Annotated in this window: 17 protein-coding genes and 3 pseudogenes; 7 read left to right on the forward strand and 13 right to left on the reverse strand. The window is 54.8% G+C overall.

From position 1 onward, the window contains the following. Positions 1 to 64: 64 nt before the first annotated feature. Positions 65 to 574, forward strand: coding sequence for a GNAT family N-acetyltransferase (locus LOY42_RS13510; protein WP_198755062.1), 510 nt, complete (start codon positions 65 to 67; stop codon positions 572 to 574). Positions 575 to 815: 241 nt separating this feature from the next. Here LOY42_RS13510 and LOY42_RS13515 read toward each other — a convergent pair whose 3' ends face one another. The 3 genes from LOY42_RS13515 to LOY42_RS13525 form a co-directional block, all read right to left on the reverse strand. Further along, positions 816 to 1163 carry a hypothetical protein gene (locus LOY42_RS13515; RefSeq protein ID WP_232968083.1) on the reverse strand — a complete coding sequence of 116 codons (348 nt, stop codon included), beginning with the start codon at positions 1161 to 1163 and terminating at the stop codon, positions 816 to 818. Between the two features lie 120 nt (positions 1164 to 1283). After that, positions 1284 to 1832 (reverse strand): GNAT family N-acetyltransferase, encoded by a 549-nt coding sequence (locus LOY42_RS13520; protein WP_258597944.1) that lies wholly within the window; start codon positions 1830 to 1832, stop codon positions 1284 to 1286. A gap of 142 nt (positions 1833 to 1974) precedes the next feature. Next, on the reverse strand, positions 1975 to 2352 hold the full coding sequence (locus LOY42_RS13525) for a hypothetical protein (protein WP_102684263.1): 378 nt from the start codon (positions 2350 to 2352) through the stop codon (positions 1975 to 1977). A gap of 678 nt (positions 2353 to 3030) precedes the next feature. Here LOY42_RS13525 and LOY42_RS13530 point away from each other — a divergent pair. Continuing rightward, a complete protein-coding gene (locus LOY42_RS13530; protein ID WP_023629947.1) occupies positions 3031 to 3237 on the forward strand; it encodes a DUF6434 domain-containing protein in 207 nt (68 codons plus the stop codon). 376 nt (positions 3238 to 3613) lie between these two features. Then, on the forward strand, positions 3614 to 3889 hold the full coding sequence (locus LOY42_RS13535; protein WP_258597946.1) for a hypothetical protein: 276 nt from the start codon (positions 3614 to 3616) through the stop codon (positions 3887 to 3889). An 87-nt stretch (positions 3890 to 3976) separates the two neighbouring features. Here LOY42_RS13535 and LOY42_RS13540 read toward each other — a convergent pair. After that, a pseudogene (locus tag LOY42_RS13540) lies at positions 3977 to 4077 on the reverse strand (VOC family protein); the annotation flags it as partial. Positions 4078 to 4164: 87 nt separating this feature from the next. Further along, positions 4165 to 4632, reverse strand: a complete 468-nt coding sequence (locus LOY42_RS13545; RefSeq protein ID WP_258597949.1) for an anti-virulence regulator CigR family protein — start codon at positions 4630 to 4632, stop codon at positions 4165 to 4167. A gap of 489 nt (positions 4633 to 5121) precedes the next feature. Between LOY42_RS13545 and LOY42_RS13550 the strand changes: the two are divergent. From LOY42_RS13550 to LOY42_RS13560, 3 genes and pseudogenes are all read left to right on the forward strand, one after another. Beyond that, positions 5122 to 5586: pseudogene (locus LOY42_RS13550) on the forward strand (site-specific integrase); the annotation flags it as partial. Positions 5587 to 5606: 20 nt separating this feature from the next. Then, positions 5607 to 7193 carry an ABC-F family ATPase gene (locus LOY42_RS13555; protein WP_046855494.1) on the forward strand — a complete coding sequence of 529 codons (1587 nt, stop codon included), beginning with the start codon at positions 5607 to 5609 and terminating at the stop codon, positions 7191 to 7193. 171 nt (positions 7194 to 7364) lie between these two features. Next, positions 7365 to 8531 carry an MFS transporter gene (locus tag LOY42_RS13560; protein ID WP_258597950.1) on the forward strand — a complete coding sequence of 389 codons (1167 nt, stop codon included), beginning with the start codon at positions 7365 to 7367 and terminating at the stop codon, positions 8529 to 8531. Here LOY42_RS13560 and LOY42_RS13565 read toward each other — a convergent pair. The 8 genes and pseudogenes from LOY42_RS13565 to LOY42_RS13600 all read right to left on the reverse strand — a co-directional run. Next, on the reverse strand, positions 8490 to 9539 hold the full coding sequence (locus LOY42_RS13565; RefSeq protein WP_258597952.1) for a dienelactone hydrolase: 1050 nt from the start codon (positions 9537 to 9539) through the stop codon (positions 8490 to 8492). The two genes, LOY42_RS13560 and LOY42_RS13565, sit on opposite strands and share 42 nt — an antisense overlap. Before the next feature lie 148 nt (positions 9540 to 9687). Beyond that, positions 9688 to 10299 (reverse strand): FMN-dependent NADH-azoreductase, encoded by a 612-nt coding sequence (locus LOY42_RS13570; protein ID WP_258597954.1) that lies wholly within the window; start codon positions 10297 to 10299, stop codon positions 9688 to 9690. Positions 10300 to 11456: 1157 nt separating this feature from the next. After that, the gene (locus LOY42_RS13575) at positions 11457 to 12842 is read right to left on the reverse strand and encodes a site-specific integrase (RefSeq protein ID WP_258597955.1); all 1386 of its coding nucleotides are present in this window, start codon (positions 12840 to 12842) and stop codon (positions 11457 to 11459) included. Then, entirely contained in the window at positions 12843 to 13343 is a 501-nt protein-coding gene (locus LOY42_RS13580) for a hypothetical protein (RefSeq protein WP_172288424.1), read from the reverse strand. It lies immediately after the preceding gene. Continuing rightward, positions 13343 to 15622 carry a hypothetical protein gene (locus LOY42_RS13585; RefSeq protein WP_258597956.1) on the reverse strand — a complete coding sequence of 760 codons (2280 nt, stop codon included), beginning with the start codon at positions 15620 to 15622 and terminating at the stop codon, positions 13343 to 13345. Before LOY42_RS13585 ends, LOY42_RS13580 begins: the two co-directional genes overlap by 1 nt. Further along, on the reverse strand, positions 15619 to 16623 hold the full coding sequence (locus LOY42_RS13590) for a hypothetical protein (RefSeq protein ID WP_258597957.1): 1005 nt from the start codon (positions 16621 to 16623) through the stop codon (positions 15619 to 15621). Before LOY42_RS13590 ends, LOY42_RS13585 begins: the two co-directional genes overlap by 4 nt. 230 nt (positions 16624 to 16853) lie before the next feature. Next, the gene (locus tag LOY42_RS13595; protein WP_258597958.1) at positions 16854 to 17888 is read right to left on the reverse strand and encodes a hypothetical protein; all 1035 of its coding nucleotides are present in this window, start codon (positions 17886 to 17888) and stop codon (positions 16854 to 16856) included. A 1479-nt stretch (positions 17889 to 19367) separates the two neighbouring features. Then, positions 19368 to 19481, reverse strand: a pseudogene (locus LOY42_RS13600) (IS5/IS1182 family transposase); the annotation flags it as partial. Positions 19482 to 19870: 389 nt separating this feature from the next. Between LOY42_RS13600 and LOY42_RS13605 the strand changes: the two are divergent. Continuing rightward, on the forward strand, positions 19871 to 20590 hold the full coding sequence (locus tag LOY42_RS13605) for a hypothetical protein (protein WP_172286460.1): 720 nt from the start codon (positions 19871 to 19873) through the stop codon (positions 20588 to 20590). Positions 20591 to 20609 lie beyond the last annotated feature (19 nt).

Raw genomic sequence — 20609 nt, forward strand, 5'->3', positions numbered from 1 at the left:
GGCTAGCCCGAGGCGCTACCTCGTACACTGAGGCGCCACTCGTTTTTCAAAGGACGGAAACACAGTGAACGACGCCTCGCCCGACATCATCATCGAACGCTTTGCCGAGCAGCACCTGCACGGTATCACCGCGCTCTACAACGAACCTGCGGTGTGCCGCCAGGTGCTGCAGATGCCCTACCAGGGCGTCGAAGTGTGGCGCGAGCGCCTGGCCGCCTATCATGACCGGCAGATCCGCCTGGTGGCGGTGCACCAAGGCCAGGTGATCGGCAATATCGGCCTGGACCAGAGCACGCGCATCCGCCAGGCGCACCTGGGCGAGCTGCTCATGGGCGTTGCCCAGGCCTGGCAAGGCAAGGGCGTCGGCTCGCGCCTGATGACGGCCATCCTCGACATTGCCGACAACTGGATGAATCTGCGCCGGGTCCAGCTGACCGTCTACGCCGACAACGAACCGGCACTGGCGCTGTATCGCAAGTTCGGCTTCGAGGTCGAAGGCCGGTTGCGCGACTACGGTGTACGCGATGGGGTGTTTGTCGACGCGCTGTGCATGGCGCGGCTGCGTCAGTCGTAGAACACCATGCCTTTCCGGGTGTTCGACGAGAGAGTTGCAGCGTTCTTGAGACCGAGCGCCGCCCGCGCGGCGCTCGATCTGATAGGCGCTGCAAGATTTGCGGCGGACACCGGAAGGCCCTCCTCCGGTATATAGTCATAACGCCCAAAGCCCTTGAAAGGGATGCGCATAAGGCCGAGATCAAGTAGGACAAGATCGTTTCGCGGGACGACGCAAACGGCAGCGCCCCGCGAAGCTGCGATCATACCCTCGAACACATCAGCGCGGCATCGAGCAGGCGCCCCTTGTCATACCAGGCATCGCGTTGATAGGCGGAGTATTGTTGCCGCCCTGGGGAGCCCTGGACCTTCACCAAACCGTCGGCCTTGTTCGGATCGGTGCTGGCGACAAACAGCTCGAGGGCGTCCTGGTTCTGCACGATAAAGGTCGTCGCGTTTGCAGGAAGCTCGGCCCTGACGCAGTTCAGGTAATCCGGCGGGGCTTTCGCGGTCACGCCGAAGGTGTTGTCGCTCCCGGCCCGGATATCGGGATCATGCGCGCAACCGGCCAGCAGCAGGCTGGCGGCCAATGCCATCATCAAGCGGTTCATACAGACTCCAACCACCCCAGCAGGATTTCCTGGACAGTCGCACAACTACCACCCTTTTTAATAGTCTGCTTACGATCTACAAGCCTAGCCCCAGGGTGACGGGCCCGGTATGCCGGTTCGCTATATCGCCTGGGTGGGCCGGTCGATCCGGTAGAGCACGTGCGGTCGCAACGAATTGCCTTCAGGCACCGTCACGTCGAGGAAGTCTTCCGTCGGCTCCGAACGCATCCCCAGCCTCTGCATCAATGCCCTGGACGGTGTGTTGATGCTGGAGGTGTAGCCGATGACCTGGCGCAACCCAAGGGTCGACCACGCGTAGGCCAGGCACGCACTGGCCGCTTCGAATGCATACCCTTGCCGCCAGTGGCTGCGCCCGAGGATCCAGCCGATTTCGACATGCGGGCCGCCCGGTATCTCGTCCCCGGTCGAGGACAAGCCAAGGCCGCCGACCAACGCGCCATCTGCCTTGCGCTCGAGCGCGACAAAGCCGAAACCGTGTGTTTGCAGGTGCCGATCGCACTCGGCAAGCATCGAGCGGGTTTCAGCGGGCGTCAGTACTGCGGGGTAGTAGTAGCGCCTGACTTCGGGGTCGGCGTTGACGAGGGCAAAGGCTTCGATGTCCCGCTCGGCCCAGGGGCGCAGGACAAGACGTGGCGTGTCGATGAACATGGGTTAGGCGCAACTCCCTTCTACCAGGCAGGACCGACATCGCCTTGCGATGCCTGCGAGGCATGGGAATCTAGCACATGCGCATGACCGCGGAACTCCGGCCCTCAATAGACCGGAGCCCGGACAGGTCAATCAATCGCGATCAAGCTTTGCCGAACACATAGAAGCTCAGGTTGGCCGAGCTCTTGCCCGCAGCGAACAAACCGCGCAGGTTGTTCATCGAAACGCTGCGAATGTTGAAGGTCTCCTGGGTGGAGTAGCTGTCATTGATGCTGACGTACTGCAGGTTCTTGTCGCTGCCACCGGAATAGTCCAGGCGAACCATGAAGGTGCCCGCGCCGGCGGTGGTCCTGAGGATGAAGGATTTGTACTGCTGGATCTGCGCTTCGACGAAGTTCGCGCCGGCCCGCTCACCTTCCTTGCCCTTCACATCGCAACGACCGCTGCTCAGGTAGGTATAGCCTGGGGGTACCTGAACATCGGCGGCCAGTTCTTCTTTGAAAGCCTGTTGCTGTGTCATGACTCATGCTCCTTATGAGTAGGATTTGCGTACAGCACTGGTGAGTCTACAAGCGCCAGGCAAGTCGGCACTGCTGGCGGACAAGCGGAGCACGCAAACGAGCACGTAAACACCCGAACGAATGCAATCCTCACAGATGCCTGATCTCTCGCCCAGACGAATTCCCGAGCACTCTGTGCCCGGCCCCGATTCTGGGGACGTGTCCTCAGGCGTGGGGGTCAGGCACTGGCCTGCAAGAATACGAAAACCGCCACCACATCCAAGGCCAGCACGGCGGCCACCACGAAGCTCATGAAATAGAGGTCATCCTGGAACATGTCTGCACTCCCGCCTGGTGGGTTTGCTTGACTCAAGCAACTCCCATTCCAGCCTGCCCGCTTCAGGACCATGTCCATTGGTCAGACGTGGTGGGTCTATCGCGCAAATAGGCGCTTACTGATCACTCACTCCGGCTCTACGCAAGGATGCCAATCGAGGTGTGCCCCGATGAGACGCATCCAGAAAATCATCCAGCAGCGCCGTCGGCAGCTGCATGTGCACCTGCCGCCCAGCGAATTGAAGGCGTTGAGCCGTGACGATGGGCCCGGTACGGCGAAAGCGGCATGGCTGCCGGAGAGGCGCCAGACCAAAACAAGAGATGCTAGGCTCCAGCGAACCTGGCCATCCAAGGTAGTGGAAATGAGCTTCGACTGGCACGCTGGACCTATCACCCGCACGACCCTGCTCGACAAGAACTACCGCAATACGCAGAAGGTCCGGCAGTTCCTGCTCGGTGAATGCGGCGCGGCGTTCAAGTTCGATCGGACCTTCATGGCCTGGATCAAGAGTGGAGCACCCTCCACCATGGGGGATGTCGCGGATGAATGGATGCGTACGCGCAGGTGACAGCCAGGCAGTTGATGCTGCCCGCCGATCACTCCGGGATGTCTTTCAGACGAAAAAGCCCGCCAGATGGCGGGCTCTCTGCCTGAGACGCGGGATCAGTTTGTCTGAATGCCTTTGATCAACTGAAGACGCATTGGGTCAGCCCGTGCGAGTAAATAGGTCAAATTTCGGAACTGGAAAAAGCCATCGAACTACTTGCTTTAATTATTTCATGGTCTTAACTGCGTAGCACAACAACCCCTACTGGAAAAAGGCATGATTTTTCTTACAGCCCCATGAGCTAACCTAACTACTAATCACAAGTAGCAGTGGCAAGTCTGCAAACTCCAAATAGGGAGCCGACTCATGGAATCTACAACCCAAAGGGACTTAAAATATGAAGCTCACGATCACCAATGGCGCAAGCACATCGATTGAAATTGCAGTGAGTGCATGGCGTAACGACGGCAATGACAGTTACTACTCGATAGCTCAAGGGGAATCTGATACCTGGGACCGCAGCGACGCAAGAGGGTACTTGATGGCGGTAAAAATGAAATCCCAGGTAAAAACCTACTACATATCCCAAACCAGCAAGATAGTTGTTGAAGACAACATTGTTAAAGACCACGGCCAAACCCTTAACCCGCTATACGCAGTAAACAACATGTAATACCAGCAGTAGTTGTCAACTGCAGAATGACTGGCATGCTGCACAGTGCCAGTCATTCTGCATGCCACTTTGCCCTGCGCATCCACGGTCGTCCGAATACAAGATGACCAGCGGGCCACCGGGCCTGAAAGGCTTACCGTGGTGAAGCCGCCAGTAAGCCGACCATCACTGAGCTCGGTGTATGTCGGGGGCGTGTAAGAGGTCAAACTCTACTACAGCCAGGTGATAGCCAAGCCTTGCATCATTTCCGTGATCTTTGTCGCGATACCTCGCACCTAGTCCAACGCCCCATTGAGCACCTCGTAGATTATGCCGGTGGTAATCGCAACGAGAATTAAGTCCGTTCCGACCTGTTGCCACTCATAACCATCGTAGCGCGGCAGATGACCCAGAAGTCTGCCATCGAGCTTTTTCGCGATGCCAGGAGGGAGCGGTTTTCCTCGTGCTAAATTCTTCTGGATGCCGGGCGGCAAGGCCGGCCCTGGACTCCAGTAGTTGTGGTAACTGCTCAGTACGTTTAGGACGCTGCCACGATCAATTCTTGGGCCGTCATCCCAGCCATTATGCCCTGAACTCTTTCCCTTCGCCCCGCCGCCCTCTGCCCCATGGCCTTGAATATTCTGCGAGTTACCCTTTCCGTGCCCCTGCCCTTTTCCATTGCCGGGATCAGCAGCGGCACTTATTGAGCCCGTAACAAGGGCAGCACTCGCGAGCAATGAGATCAAGGTTTTTGATTTGAGCATGTCCGTTCTCTCATAAAAAGGGAAACCCCCTCCAATGTAGACGACGTTGCCCTAAAAAGTTCATTCACCACCACGCCGCCACCAGCACGGAGGGCAAAGCCGCCTGATCCTCCGGCGCTGCGCGCCAGCACCTTCCCCTATTCAACGATAACGCCGACCCGGCGAGGATCCACCATGTTTCTGCACCGCCTGTGCAGCAAGACTATCCTAGGGTCTGTATGAAAAGTCTTGAGACGAAGGTCAGGCAAGGCGAAAACAGCCGAGGAAGCGGAGTTTACGGGTTGTAAATGAGCATTCCGAGGCTGTTTTCAACGCAGCATCACCGAGTATCAAGGCTTTTCATACAGAGCCTAAGCCGTTCAGGCGGCCGCGCCGCCGCCCGTGATGCAAGCGACACTCCGTCGCTACGAGGCCCTGCACCGTACCAAGGGGACCGCTGAGAGCCTGGCCAAGGCAGAGGTAAACGCCGAGCTGGCATCTCGCTTCGAGCGGACCATCGCCAAGACCTTGTGCGAGGTTGAGGAAAGGACGCAGACAGCAGGGATAGGTTCGTTTTGCTGAACCAGAGGGCTTGGCGCGCTGCAGTACGACAGGGAGTACGCCGAGCTGCGAAAGCCAGGGAAGAGATTAGCGGCCAAAACGCCCTACGTGTTTCCCCGTCAAAGGGAAGTGAGAACGTCAAACAGACGTCAGACGTGCACAAACAGCGGGTTCCGGTGCTGAATGAGCCGGGGATCAGAAGGAGGCCCCCATACAACTGTCGTCACACCTATGCGACAATATGCTTAATGTCTGGCCTCAACCCCGCATTTTATCGCCCAACAGCTGGGTCACAGCGTGCAAATGCTGCTGTCGACGTATGCGCGTTGGCTCAACTCAAGCTCCGACTGGAGCGAGCTGGAAAAGCTCAAGATTGGTATCAAATTGGTATCAGCCGAGAATCCAGCCGCGTAAGTTACTGATAGGTAAGCGCTTTGATCTCCACCGCTAATATCACCATGCAGTTCGGCTCCAAGCCCCTGTTCGAAAACGTCTCGGTCAAATTCAACAACGGCAACCGCTACGGCCTGATCGGCGCCAACGGTTGCGGCAAGTCGACCTTCATGAAGATCCTCGGTGGCGACCTGGAGCCGTCCGGCGGTCAGGTGATGCTCGAGCCCAACACCCGCCTGGGCAAGCTGCGCCAGGACCAGTTCGCCTACGAAGAGTTCGCCGTGATCGACACCGTGATCATGGGCCACGAGCAGCTGTGGAAGGTCAAGGCCGAGCGTGATCGCATCTACTCGCTGCCGGAAATGACCGAGGAAGACGGCATGGCCGTCGCCGAGCTGGAAACCGAGTTCGCCGAGATGGACGGCTACACCGCCGAATCCCGCGCCGGCGAGCTGCTGCTGGGCCTGGGCATTCCCCTGGAACAGCACTTCGGCCCGATGAGCGAAGTGGCGCCAGGCTGGAAACTGCGCGTGCTGCTGGCCCAGGCGCTGTTCTCCGACCCGGACGTGCTGCTGCTCGACGAACCGACCAACCACCTGGACATCAACACCATCCGCTGGCTGGAAACGATCCTCACGGCGCGCAACAGCACCATGATCATCATTTCCCACGACCGCCACTTCCTCAACAGCGTCTGCACCCACATGGCCGACCTGGACTACGGTGAGCTGCGCCTGTTCCCGGGCAACTACGACGAGTACATGACCGCGGCCACCCAGTCGCGCGAGCAACTGCTGTCGGACAACGCCAAGAAGAAAGCCCAGATCGCCGAGCTGCAGACCTTCGTCAGCCGCTTCTCGGCCAACGCCTCCAAGGCCAAGCAGGCCACCTCGCGCGCCAAGCAGATCGACAAGATCCAGCTGGCCGAGGTCAAGCCATCGAGCCGTGTCAGCCCGTTCATCCGCTTCGAGCAGACGAAAAAGCTGCACCGCCAGGCGGTGATCGTCGAGAAAATGGCCAAGGCCTTCGACGACAAGGTGCTGTTCAAGGACTTCAGCTTCACCATCGAAGCCGGCGAGCGCGTGGCGATAATCGGCCCCAACGGTATCGGCAAGACCACCCTGCTGCGCACCTTGGTCGGCGAAATGAAGCCGGACGCGGGCGCGGTGAAGTGGACCGACAGCGCCGAAGTGGGCTACTACGCCCAGGACCACGCCCACGATTTCGAGGACGACGTGACGCTGTTCGACTGGATGGGCCAGTGGACCAGCGGCGAGCAGGTGATCCGCGGCACCCTGGGCCGCATGCTGTTCTCCAACGACGAGATCCTCAAGTCGGTGAAGGTGATCTCCGGTGGTGAACAGGGCCGCATGCTGTTCGGCAAGCTGATCCTGCAAAAGCCCAACGTACTGGTGATGGACGAACCGACCAACCACCTGGACATGGAATCGATCGAGGCGCTGAACCTGGCGCTGGAAAACTACCCGGGCACCCTGCTGTTCGTCAGCCACGACCGTGAGTTCGTGTCGTCGCTGGCCACCCGCATCATCGAGCTGACGCCCGAAGGCGTGGTGGACTTCAGCGGCACCTATGACGACTACCTGCGCAGCCAGGGTGTAGTGGTCTGATCCAACGCTGAGTCATCTTCATCGCGGGGCAAGCCCGCTTCTGCAATGCCTTCGCGGCATTCGCAGGAGCGGGCTTGCCCCGCGCTGCGTTTAATTAGTTAGCCTGCTTCCTTTTCCCTCTCGCCGCAGCCATGATGGGCACAGCCCCACCGCCCGCCCGCGAACGAGCCCATGACAGCCCCTCACGCTTCCAGTGTCACCCTGCAGATCCTCTCGATCGTCTTCTACACCTTCATCGCCTTCCTCTGCATCGGCCTGCCGATCGCGGTGCTGCCTGGCCATGTGCACGATCAGCTGGGTTTCGGCGCGGTGATCGCTGGCCTGACCATCGGCCTGCAGTACCTGGCCACCCTGCTCAGCCGGCCTTTTGCCGGGCGGGTGGCAGACACACTGGGCGGCAAGCGCGCCATCCGCTATGGCCTGTACGGCATCGCCGGCTGCGGCGTACTGACCCTACTGTCGGCCTGGGCCCTCGCCCTGCCCTGGCTGAGCCTGGCGCTGCTGTTGGGCGGCAGGCTGCTGCTAGGCATCGCCCAGGGGCTGATCGGCGTTGCGACCCTGAGCTGGGGGATCGGCCAGGTGGGGCCGGAACATACCGCCCGGGTCATTTCCTGGAACGGCATCGCGTCCTATGGCGCCATCGCCATCGGCGCGCCGGCCGGCGTGCTGCTGGTGGACGGCCTGAGCTTCGCCGTGCTCGGGCCAGCGCTGCTGGGACTGGCGCTGCTGGCCCTGCTGGTGCTGCGCACGCGACCTGACGTGGTGGTGGTGCGGGGTGAGCGGTTGCCATTCTGGTCGGCGTTCGGGCGGGTGGCGCCCTGCGGCCTGGGGCTGACCCTGGCGTCGATCGGCTACGGCACCCTGACTACCTTCGTCACCTTGTACTACCTGGAACGCGGCTGGGTCGGCGCAGCCTGGTGCCTGAGCGCCTTCGGCCTGTGCTTCATCCTGTCGCGGCTGCTGTTCGTCAACGCGGTCAACCGCTTCGGCGGCTACAACGTGGCCATTGTCTGCATGGCCACCGAGGTCCTGGGCTTGACTATGCTATGGCTGGCGCCCTCGCCGCTGTGGGCGATGCTCGGTGCCGGGCTGACCGGCTTCGGCCTGTCGCTGGTATACCCGGCCCTGGGGGTCGAGGCGATCCGCCAGGTACCCAGCAGCAGCCGTGGCGCCGGGCTGGGCGCCTACGCGGTGTTCTTCGACCTTGCACTGGCCATCGCCGGCCCGGTGATGGGCGCGGTGGCAATACACCTGGGGTATGCCTCGATCTTCGCTGTCGCCGCTCTGCTCGCCCTGTCAGGGGTGGGCCTGACCCTGTTGCTGGCCCGCCGCGGCTGAACGTTCGGCGGGCTCCGGTGCACCCAGTGCCTGGCTGAAGAAGGCCGTGGTCTCGCTGCGCAGCGAGCGATGGATATGTCGACGGTCGACACCCTCGGCGTCCTTGCACAGGACCGGCATGCGCTGGTGTTGCTCTTCGTCGCAGGGGGCCATGAACACGAAATGCCCGGCACCGGTCAGCAGGCGGTAGTCAGGTGTTACCGGCAGCTTGCGCGCCAGGGCATCGGCGTTGTGCTCCAGGGCCAGTAATTGGTCATTGTCGCCGCTGTAGATCAGCGCCGGCACCTGCACGCCGGCCAGGGCGTGGCGACCGAACATCAGGCTCAGCGGCGCCATCAGCATGACCGCGCCCACCCTGGCGTCGGCGCGGGGCGCCAGTTCACTGTGGTCGGCGATCAGCACGCCATGGGTCTTGCAGGCGTCGGCGTCACCGGGGCGTTGCTCGCAGTAGCGGCGCAGGCGTTCGAGGTCGGGCCGCGCGCCAGAAAGGATCAGCGCGGTTTCGCCGCCAGCGGAATAGCCAATCACCCCGACCTTGCCATCATTCAGGTACGGCGCGAGCAGCCTGTCGTTTCGCGCCGCAGTGATCGCGGCGCTGATCTGCAGCGGCCGGCCATAAAGGTTGCTGAGGGTGCCCAGGCGGCTATGGTCGCGGTTGTTGTCCCCAGGATGGACCACCGCCACCACCACGAAGCCCTGCCGGGCCAGGCCGTTGGCCAGGTCATGCAGGGCCATCGGGCTGCCAGTGTTTCCATGGGAGATCACCAGCAGCGGGAACTGGCCCATGGCTACCGGTGCCTCTTCGGCAACGCGGGTCTGGTAGCCCTCGATGCGCACCGGGCGCGCTTCGCCGCTGGAGGGGTAGAACGCCAGGGCCTGCATGGGCTTGGCGTCCACCGGGTCGACCAGGGTCAGCCGGTGCAATCCGGCCACCCACGGCGCTGCATCGGCGCGGGCCAACAGGCCGCCCAGCAGTAATAGCGCCATCAGCTGGCGGGTTCGCTTCATCGCAGGGCGCTCCCAGGTTCAAGGCACTGCGCAGTACACGGGTATGGATGCCAGCATAGAACCCGGTGCGCTGGCGACACATGAAAACTGGATGAAAAAAGCCGGCTGGCGCACGAGGCGACAGCCGGCTTTCAGTCGATGGCATCGATCAGGCGGCAGCGAACAGCTCACCTGCAATCTGCGCCTGGGCGGCATCGATGGCCTTGGCGCGGTGCTCCGGGCCGTAGGCCAGGCCATGGGCGCGGACGATTTCCAGGTCGGTGATGCCGATGAAGCCGAGGAACACCTTGAGGAAGTCCTCATGGCCAACGCCGGTCGGCTGGCCCTGGTGCAGGCCACCGGCGGTGGACACCAGGATCACTTTCTTGTCACCGCACAGGCCTTCCGGGCCGGCTTCGGTGTAGCGGAAAGTCTGGCCGGCTACCGCCACGCGGTCGATCCAGGCCTTGAGCTGGGTCGGCACGGTGAAGTTGTACATCGGCGCACCAATCACCACCGCGTCGGCGGCGAGGAATTCTGCCAATGTTTCGGCGCTGAGGTTGGCTTCATGAGCCTGGGCGGCATCGCGCATTTCCTCGGGGGTACCGGCGGCCACCAGGGTAGCGGCGGAGAAGTGGCTGATGGCGTCGCTGGCCAGGTCGCGGTAAACCACTTCGATGCTCGGGTCGGCGGCCTTCCAGGCTTCGACCACTTCGCGGCTCAGTTGGCGGGAGGCGGAATTGTCGCCCAGGATGCTCGAATCGATATGCAACAGTTTCATGGGTCTCTCCTGTGAATGAAGACCGCGGCGGTGGGCGATCACGATGGAGAGAATCCTATCGGCACATCGAATAGCTGATAAGTCGGCAAAAACGCGTTAGTTTGTTCCACTGATGGAACAATGGGGCTGTCAAATGCAAGACCTTAACGTTTTCCTAGACGAACCACTTAACCCCCCGATTTTGATCAAAACCCTACCCTCTTCAACATCGAGCTCCAGTGCTTTGAGCGCGTAATGACATCGATCTCGAAGCCTACTCAGTGAGGTAGATAACGCAATAACCGCGATAATCGACCTAACTCACTGCTCCTGAACCTCTCTCAAAATCGCCCTACCCCAATTCCCTCCCTGCCGCTTATCCATCAATACTCTCCACCGCATTCAGAACAGCCAACCTACCTGCACGAGGCTTCTGACCCCGGGCTTTGTAAACCAAAGATCTGCGGCGCCGTATTTCGAGCTTTAGAGGATAAGCCTGCTGGAGCTGCAGCCGAACCATTGATCGCAGGGGCCGACCCCATGTATTGATGCTCACCATGCGAACCAGCTTCGCTTGCTGACTGTGGTCATAGCTGAGGGAATGGAGGCTGGGTCTCCGGAGCGGCTAGCCCTTCGCCTGCATCCTGCCCTTCTCATTTTCCACGCCGTGCTTACCTTTCGGGATGGCGACCATACGCCCATCCCTCCCCTGAAGGCCATGTCCACCTGGAGGTATGCCGACCATGCGCCCATCTCTCCCTTGAAGGCCGTGACCACCCTTGGGAATCGCAACCATCCTTCCATCTCGACCCTCAAGGCCATGGCCGCCCGGCCTGATCCCAACCATGCGTCCATCGCGCCCTTGGAGACCATGGCCACCTTTGGGGATAGCCACCATTCTCCCGTCGCGACCTTCCAGTCCATGGCATCCATCTGGGATCGTGACTTCTACTCCATCTCTTCCCTTGAGCTTCATCGTTCTTTCCTTCGTCAGGCTTCTCGTCTGGCTCGATAATGCCATGACGGCTAAGCGCGGTACAAAGGGGCCAGGAGCGCGCCCTGAGTACAGACTTAGCTCCCGGTGGGCCCTGACAGCCATTGGTGCAGCATTCGCCTCCAAGGCGTGAGTCTGATCTTCTCCGGAGATCTTTTTACAGGCGAGCAGTCCACCAGCTTGGTCAATGCTTACCCCGGGTGCGGAGGAAGTCTTTCACGGCCTTATTCGTCCGCTCCGCTTGTTCTTGCGCAGAGATCAGCCCCGCTTGCCAGTCCTCGTAATACTCTTCGAGCAATGCATCCAGGGCTTTCACAGACGCCTCAACGAACACCCCTTCTACTACCTTTTCCATCCGGGCCAATTCGTTGAACGCAAGATGAATGTAGCGATCCAGGCTCTCTGTAAGCTTGTGCCCTGACCACTGCTGAAGCACCCGTTTGATCACTTCAGAATTAGCAAGGGCCCGGCGCATCACATCAGTATTTTGAAGGTCGTACTGAATAATGAGCTCTTTAAATTTGTCCGTGATGAAACGATGACGAAACATATGAGGGTGAGAACGCACCTCAAGACCGGCAAGCTTTTTAAGGTCGCCAATTTCATTCGTCAGTGTATTTATGGACAGCGGCTGACAACTTTTTATACAAATAAAAAGAAAGCCATGATCATCAAATTTTTTCTTATGCCTAGCACACCAATCGTCAACCATAGGTATCCGAAAGTCTGTTATGTAGTCGACCCAGGACTTAAGAACTACGTGCGGCACAGGCACAAATCGATACTCATTATGCCCTTTAGCGGACGGCACACGCAGTAATGGATGACTCAAACCTGATCGGTATGCCTCCATGATATCCGGCACAGTGATGCGAGCGGCCTCTATGCGCCTGCACCCAGTATTTATCAGCACCGAAATAATTACCTTGGATCTCGCGCCTTTCTTTAATGGCTGCTTCCTGGCAGCGACCCTCAACGCTTTTATTGAACTGTCAGTAACAGGCTCTCTGCGCCCGTCTTCTGAGGAAACAGGAAAAGAGTGATGATACCAAGCGATTCGACGACAGGTCGATTTGTGCTTACTTCGCATGGCGGCATCTACTTTAACTCCACGAATGACTCCGCCAAGTGCCACAAAATCCGGCAAGTCAAAAAATTCACCGCAGTAAGATAAGAAATCTAAGCAGCGCGAGCCAATAGATCGTACCATACTGGGTTGACGAGCTAATTCACCGTCCTCATCGACATCTGCGCTTAATCCCTTTATAAACATCGTAAAATAAGTATCAGTCAGCCGCAGGAAACTAAGTCGGTTTTTCTCTACAAACCTAATCAAATGGCTGAGCAGCATGCAATCTTGCCTGAGCGAGCCACCTTTATTGGCCAGGGACTTTTTCTCATTGACCCACATATGTAGAATGTACGAGTTTACCTCAAAGCAATATTGTCCGTTAGTCCAATAAAAACATGGAATGCCCTCAGCGTCCTCCCCTATATCGGCGTCATAAGTCAATCCGGCGTTCAGCTTGGCTCCGGGAGGAAGTGGGCGATGCAACTGTGAGTCAGTCATTTATTTCCTCCTTTTCTGCAGCATCTGATTGATTCTGCTTATTTCAAGTTCGTAATAGGCTTTCCTATCAATCAAGTTCAGATCAACCAAGTGATTGCAGAGACTTTTCATTTCGCTGATCACAAGACTCAATTGCTGCAAATCTCGATCTTGAGACGCTATAATTTTTTGAAGGCTAGCCTTCTTCTCCTGCAAATCCCTGCGAGAGTTAGCGACACGTGGCCTAGGACGTCGACTGAGGGCTTTTTCGGCCTTAATCCTTAAGGCTTCAACCCCTGTAAAGCCCTCCCCTAGAGTGCAAGCCAGTGCCTTGAAAGTATTAAGGCTACATCCGACAATACCTCGTTCCTCGTTGCAATATGCAGCCAGTTTCACTTGAGTTTTGACAGCTTCCCGCAGAGGGTCATCTTGTGAAAATTCGGAAGGTATATTTGCTGCTTGGGTCAGCAGTTCAATTAGCTGAACAACTGAGGCTTTGGTGGCCCTACGCTTGCCATCCATCAATGATTTACCCTCACCATCAGATGGATATCGGCCTGCACACCATTGCTGGTCATCAGGCATGCACGTGTAGGAACAAGGTCAATCAGTTTCGAAGCTACAAGATGCTTAAGGTTTGAGTAAATTTCGGAATCAGATAACTTGGCCAACTCCTCGGCACTGGGTGCATCCTCACATGCAGCAGCTTTCTCCAAAATCATGCGCAATTCAGGGATGGTCTTAATACTCAGATCGTGAAGCTCATGCATCTTACACAATGCATACTTGACAGTGTTAAGGTGTTCAATACTCGAATCCTTAGCTAGCACGGCTTTCGCAAGGGCTTCCGTCTTCACACTTTGAAGCATAGCACCTGGCGTAATCTCCACTATATATGTGTAAAGATGCTGAATATCACTGTGCCCCAAAAATGCACGGAGAGCATCGAGGTCTTTGAAGCCAGCAGCCGCAAAGAAAGCCATAGCAAAGAAGCGCCTCAACTGATGCTGCCTGACATAGAAGCGTGCTACTTGCCCGCTTTCCAATACGACCGTGGGTGTTTGAGTGAAATCACAAATAGTACTCAAACAAGCATTGTAAGTTGTGGGGCACATCTGCCTAAAGCTTAAGTTATCAGGCCGAATAAAAATAAGTAGCGGAGTATTTTTTGGAATCAAATCCAGCCGAACACAATCCTGATGCACCTCCTTAAGTGCCCACAACAACTTCGCTACCAACCTAGGAATGGGTACAGTCAGAAACTCCTTTGTATGACGATCACCTGTTTTTCCGGCCATGAAGCCGATTTCGTACTGTACGCATTTGTTTTCGGGAAGGTTAGGATTTTTGTTTGGCTTTAAACAATTGCCCTCCATCATTCCCAGCAACTCCCTTTGCCTTCTTGCAGTTAGCGCGCCGAGTATGATTAAATACGCCCCCATCAGAGTTACAAATGAGTCATGCAGGCTTTTATCAGACCTGAAATAATCATAGTACTCCTCATCTCTCTCTGAGAACGGCGTAAGCCAACACTCGTACTTATTAGCATTCGACATCATTCCGCGCCGAATTTTGTCATTACAAGCTGATCGATGATTCGCCTTGACATATCTGCCATGCACCTTATTATCAATGGCGCGAGCAATAACATTCCAGAATATTGCCCTCGCATTGTTTCTAATATACACGTGCGAGTCGCGAATCAACTTATATACAACCTCTCCTGGCAAGGAGCGAAAATTCCCCTCAACCTTTTTGGGAATCCTTTTATATACCGAGCGGTAAGTTAATTTGGTTAGCATCTTTAGATTAAAATTCATTCCGGGCACCAACTGTTGCGCCAAGCCCATTAGTCGCACAGCGTTAAAATGCCTACTCAGCATTTTTCTGGAAACCGGAACTGTGCTCTCGTTACGAACAGGGACAGGCGGAAACTCGGTCTTCCACGTAAAACCTTCATTTAATTCAGGAAAGGTCTTCGGCACCAGGCTTTTACCAGCTAGCGTATTTCTGTACAATATTTGTGTAAAGGTGGCTGAATTGTACTGCTTTATCCCAAGCACGGTTTTGTACAAGGCATTATCATAAATATAAGCACGCGCGCGCAATAACTCGTCATCATCTAAATCTAGTTCGCGCTCCCACTCCGGGGAAATCTCATCTAAGAAGGGAAAACTTTCAGCTATCAACTCAATATCACTATGCATGATACCTGCAGACACTTTCCTGAGAAGTACTGCAAGCCTGGTTGGATAACTGTAAAGGTAGGTGGATGCGGGATATTTCGTACGGTTTATCAGGTAGTCCGTAAAGTCTACCTTCCTCATCAAGTTAAGCCCCAGCTTCGATAGCTGAAATCGTTCACCATTCATCAGTATGTGATCGACAAATTTAAGGCCGCATTTAAATATTTCGGCCTCCGTTTCACCTTGCCGCCTTTGGTTATTGTTGTACCTGGGATGCAACTGCACAACCAAGAAGGCCTTGAACCCCCTCAGCAGCTGAGCATTGGCAGCCTCCGTAAGCAAACTACCATCTTCTAAGCTTACGTTAAAATCCACAGACATTCTTACATAATTGCCTTCGCTTCCGAAGCGGCATTCCCACACATTGGATTCGAATGACGTACCTTCAACCAGCCAACTGGGGAAATCCATGTCCAGATCGCCAAATCCTCCTTGATCTCTTAACTGCTTAAGATACAGCCTTCGTTCGTAATAGCGCATAGAGCCAAGATCGGCTTGAGCTTCTTCAAGAACACCGTCATTTTTATAATCCTTGGCTTCTTCAGAATCTTTCATGCTTCCTCCAAATACTCCAAACCAATCCATCGGTAAATATTTGCTACGAGAGGAATTGATAGTTCTATGCTGGACAAGATGGTGGCAACCTGATCAGAAATAATTTCCAGTTCACCTGTTTTGTAAAGCTCCACAGCATGCCGTGTGAACGCCGCGTGTAGCTGCCATGATTCAAGCTGCTGGGGCACCTCACGCCCTGCGTTCTGCAGTTGAACTATTACGTGATCAATGCAGATCATAAAAGTCGATATACCGTAATCTACCGGCAGGACGCCTTCAGCCTGTGTTTGGGAGGGATTGCGCTGATCTGCAGGAAGCCAGTTCTCCAAGGTAAGTTGAGGGGGCAATGGTTTCAATTTATGAAGGCGAATAAACTCGTTCATCTCATCGAGTGAGTTCACGTCCATTACTTCCATCAAGTATTGAGTCCCTTGGAATGCCTCAAGAATCATCCCATTCTGGAAGAGCCGGATCCATCTCCCGAGATAGAACTTACGTATCGCTTTTGGCAAATACTTATCAATGAGCTTGACGTTATAATCTGCATGCCCCAAAGCCTCTGACATGGCTTGCACGCTGTTTGTTTGAAAATAAACGATTACGGCTGCGGTGACCCTTACTCTTTTCAAGGAAATCCGTTTAAGCATCACTGACCCTTGATCACCAAATTGATCCAAAATACGCATGGCCAGCAATGATTGCGCATTTCCTTGAACAGCCATTCCTCTGATTGTTGGAATCTTTTTAGGCCGTGTTATACCTGTTGCAGTACTCAGAAAAGTGTAGTGGTGAGCTGGGTCGTTCTCGCGCTTCAAATACTCCCGTGCTTCAGCAGTCAGCTCATATATTTCAGGAAACAACTCTCGTGCCTTGGGTGTTGACCTAACCACCTGACGCGCTAGTTTCGCTCCTCTCCTGGGCTTTGAACTCACAGCGCTGTTGAGTTCATCATCAAACCCAAATTTCTGTCCGAATTTATCTGTGATACGATGGTTATTCAACCACGAGCCCGTAATGCTAGGGCATTCAAGAATTAGAAGATAAATAAAGGGTAGCAACGTCGTGCTATCCAGCAGGCCTAGCGCATTTCTCACATAGGTTTTACTTGCACCAAAGTAATTTTCAAATTCCCGATCATCGTTAGTAAAATAGGGTCGCTGCGCCCATTTCCTGCAAAGAATAATGTACGACTGCTCTTCCTTACTGTAAGTATCAGAAAAACCAGGCGAGTCTACGTCAACCTTGCTCGCTTCGATCCGGCGCCTGTGGTTGGCAGCGTGGCTTCTCTAGCTTCCTCACAAGCAGCTCTCAGCTTCGTAGCATCATTATTTATTTGATGATATAACTTCTGTGCAGCGCCCTCATCTTCAATATGTAAAGGAATAGCAGTAATAGCACTGACAATTCCTTTGTCTTCTCCTTGAGATTGAAACGGATTATTCCCTGCCAGCTCCACACGTTCATGAAACGTGAAGTCAAATAACTTCTCCGGCAAGAAGCCATGCGTAATAAAAACCTCTTCAACAACTAGCATCATTGCACGCCAGTCACTCAAGAAAACCTTCGACTTAAATCCTTGTTCTAGCCAGCGATCATATTCGATGTTAAAAGTCGTGGAAAAAAATTCGTGCATTTCTAAAGGATTTTCAAGGAGGCGCAATTCTTCGGCATTCCAGAAGTGCTCAGTTACAATCCTCATTAATATCGAGATGCTTCTATTTTTTGAGATCCCAGTAGTTCTCGGGAATTTTTGTATGTAGTCTCTACATCTCCGATATATCTTCTCGCACAAGCCCTCACCATATTGATGGTGCACTACCACCAGATTTATAAATATAGGCTTGTCATCGTGATATTTTACCCACCAGCCCTTATAGTATTTAAGCTTGATGTAATTTTTTGGCACCCTGGAATATGCAAGTCGACATTCCTTCTCTTTTTTCGCACCACAAGTATCACGAAATTTATCAACATTAATGCCCAGCAGGTGTGCAACATGCCTGACCTTAGTCAATAGCAACCAGGCATGTGTATAAACAACATCGGTCTCCACCAATAGAAAGCCCCAAAATTTAGACATTATTAGCTCGTCATCTAAATTTTCTCGCTTCAAATTAGTAACGACCATAAACATATCAAACAACCTTAACCCTTGATCCAAGGTGGTTCTGACTTTAGGGTCAGGAAAGAAATTGCGAGCCTGCGCCAACTCGCTTGCTGAAAAATTAACACTTGGGAAATATGAATAGGCGGCTGTGTTTATCATGGCTACTAACATTAATTCTTTATATTACACCTAACATCTATTACCCGGGATGGCAACTATTTTTTACCTTGCATATATATTATCCAGAACCATAAAGGCCAGCGATCTAACTTTGAGAAATATTGATTATCCGTTCACGCCTAGGCATCTGCTAATGCATGTTTTTTATGGCGCTGATTAAGCACCTGCTACGGTAGACTCAACCACAGGTGATGGGTTTTGCCCAATTTGGGCAAAACGCAACGAGAGGGTTAGCTGCTGGATTCAGAGCAGAGCCAGCACTAGCCTAACCTATTGATATATATAGATATTATTTCTTCACAATTCTCTAGGCTGGCTCTGTTAGCACACTCGATCGAGCTGCAGTGCCCTGGCTGCCCCCGTCGCAAAAGGGGTTGGGCAAGAAAGACGCTCAACTTAACGAAAATCAAAGATTGACAACTTTGCGCACCAGCACTTAGATAAGTAATCGTTTCTTACTGAATTCTCCCTAACGGCAGTTCACAAGCTTTTTTGGAGTCAAGATGGCTACAAAACCTTCCAACCGTGACAAATCCCAGGCTGGCACTCTTGTAGTACGGGCCTTAACTACTGACGAGTTAAATCAAATCGCAATTGCAGCGCGCTACTCTGGCAAGAAAATGGAGATGGCACTGCACGAACTGCTTTCATTAGGACTTCGAGCGCAAGATGTTTCTGGAGCAAAACACGGAGTAGGTAACACCGTATTTCTGGCTGCACCCAAATCTTCTCGTCGAGAGAGTCACTCCCCTACACAATCTGTAGTTTTGCGGAGCGTGGAATTTTCGAACGCTATTCCGGGCGAATTCCTTTTCCCAAGTCGCACCGGGCCTGGGCCTTTGCACAGGGTGAAAATTGCTCGAATATTCCACCAGTGGGTACTTCGTGCTGGCCTCGGGGAGCAGGGTGTTACGTTGCATGCGTACAGACGGTCAGTGATGACTCAGAAACTGATGGAGGCCGCATCCTCACTACCTGGATAAATGCGGAGATCTACAGCCTCAAAGCAGGACAAACCGTATCAAGCAGATGCGTCTACTACTCTTAAAGGGATGGTCGTAGGCGTCGGTTGCTGAGCCGCCACGTGCTTCGGCTCAATGGCTTCCTTGCTCGATTGGTTGACGACTATCAGTCGACCATTGCTGATCCGGCTCAGCGACACGGGCTGCCTTTGGGCTCGGTTCAGTGACAGTCGCTCACCAGAGCTCTGCCGCGTCGAATTAGGCCATCATGGTCTCGAACTCCTCGTTGGTGAGGATCGAGGGAGTGTTGTGTGGCTCGTATGTGAATTCCCAGAGGCAGGGCTGTCTTACCCTCGGATATTGAAGCGAGTCCCAAGTGGCCGGCGACCCCCGGCGCAAAGACCATGCAAACTTGCGTCGTTGAATACAGCGAAGCTCCAATTTGAGTGGGAGCCAGACACTTGTATTGTCGTGAGTGGCAAGAAAGAGGTTATGCCTAGGCCCTATACGTAAAGAGATGTCGCAAACACCGCATGGAACAAGCCAGAGAGACCATGGCGGCATAGCTTTTCGCGAGCTTGTCGAAGCGTGTCACGATGCGGCGGTTCTCATCGAACAACTGGTACTCCAAATCCCGGGGCGATACCTTGTCCAGCGCTTGACACATCCTGATGGAGTGGCTTTGCGAACCGCTCCCTCGCGTACCGCTTTTCCTCAGCGCCCACTGCAATGTCTCCAAGCAAATAGGAATCAGGGTGCCCGTCGATGGGCGATGTGGCAATAGCGATGAGCCACTACTTCTTGTCTGCCCTGGGGACTCGTATGCACTGTCCCCACCGTCTTGATAGCGTTGCTCCACTGTCGTATAACCATCACGCTCAAAGGCCAGTCACATTTGGTTTCACCGCATGCGGACGAAGGTCGCCGGGCAGGAAGGCCTCAGGTTAAACAGGGCCGCAAACCTCGCAGCTACAACCGACTTAAACATAGGGAAATACGATGCGCACAAAAGTGGCTGCCATTTTGATGGCTGGTTTATTGATGGCTGGCTGCAGCGATCCAAAGCAGGCGATGCTTCCAGCGGACATGGCCAAATGGTCAGAAGACCAGGGGCTCAAGGATGCTGTGTCCAAGCTGTCCGATGACGAAAAGAAGCTCTTCATTGGGTATGCAACACGCCTCGCGGTAGCAAGTGCGTTTGGGGGCAATAAAACCGTGACCGAGATGACGGTCAATGATGCTCTGAAGTCCCAGCAAGCCTGGTTGGACGAGAAGGCAGCTGAGCAAGAAAAGCAGAAGCTCCTGGCCGAGCAGATCAAGCAACAGCAGCTCGCGGCCCTCAAGGAAATGAACGCCACCCTCACTGCCTCTTTGGTTGAGCTCAAGCTCAATCCCAAGGACTACGAGCGACGCAAATACTCGGAGTACTTCACCATCAGTGTGGCCTTCAAGAACAATACAGCTGAGGCCCTGGCTGGCGTGAAGGGCACGGTTGTGCTGAAGGACATGTTCGGCGATGTCATCAAACGCATCCGGCTGGCTGATGACGCCCAGATCGACGCAGGACAGAACTACATCTATCAAGGCACCATGGACTTCAACCAATTCGAAGCCTCGGACACCAAGCTCGCATCGTCGAACACAGCGAAACTGCAGTTTGAGTGGGAACCAGACACGTACATTTTCGTTAACGGCAAGAAGCAGGTCATGCCCAACTGAGACCATGAGCCTATCGCTT

Origin of the sequence: Pseudomonas sp. B21-023, from assembly GCF_024749165.1 — a bacterium.
Taxonomy (GTDB): domain Bacteria; phylum Pseudomonadota; class Gammaproteobacteria; order Pseudomonadales; family Pseudomonadaceae; genus Aquipseudomonas.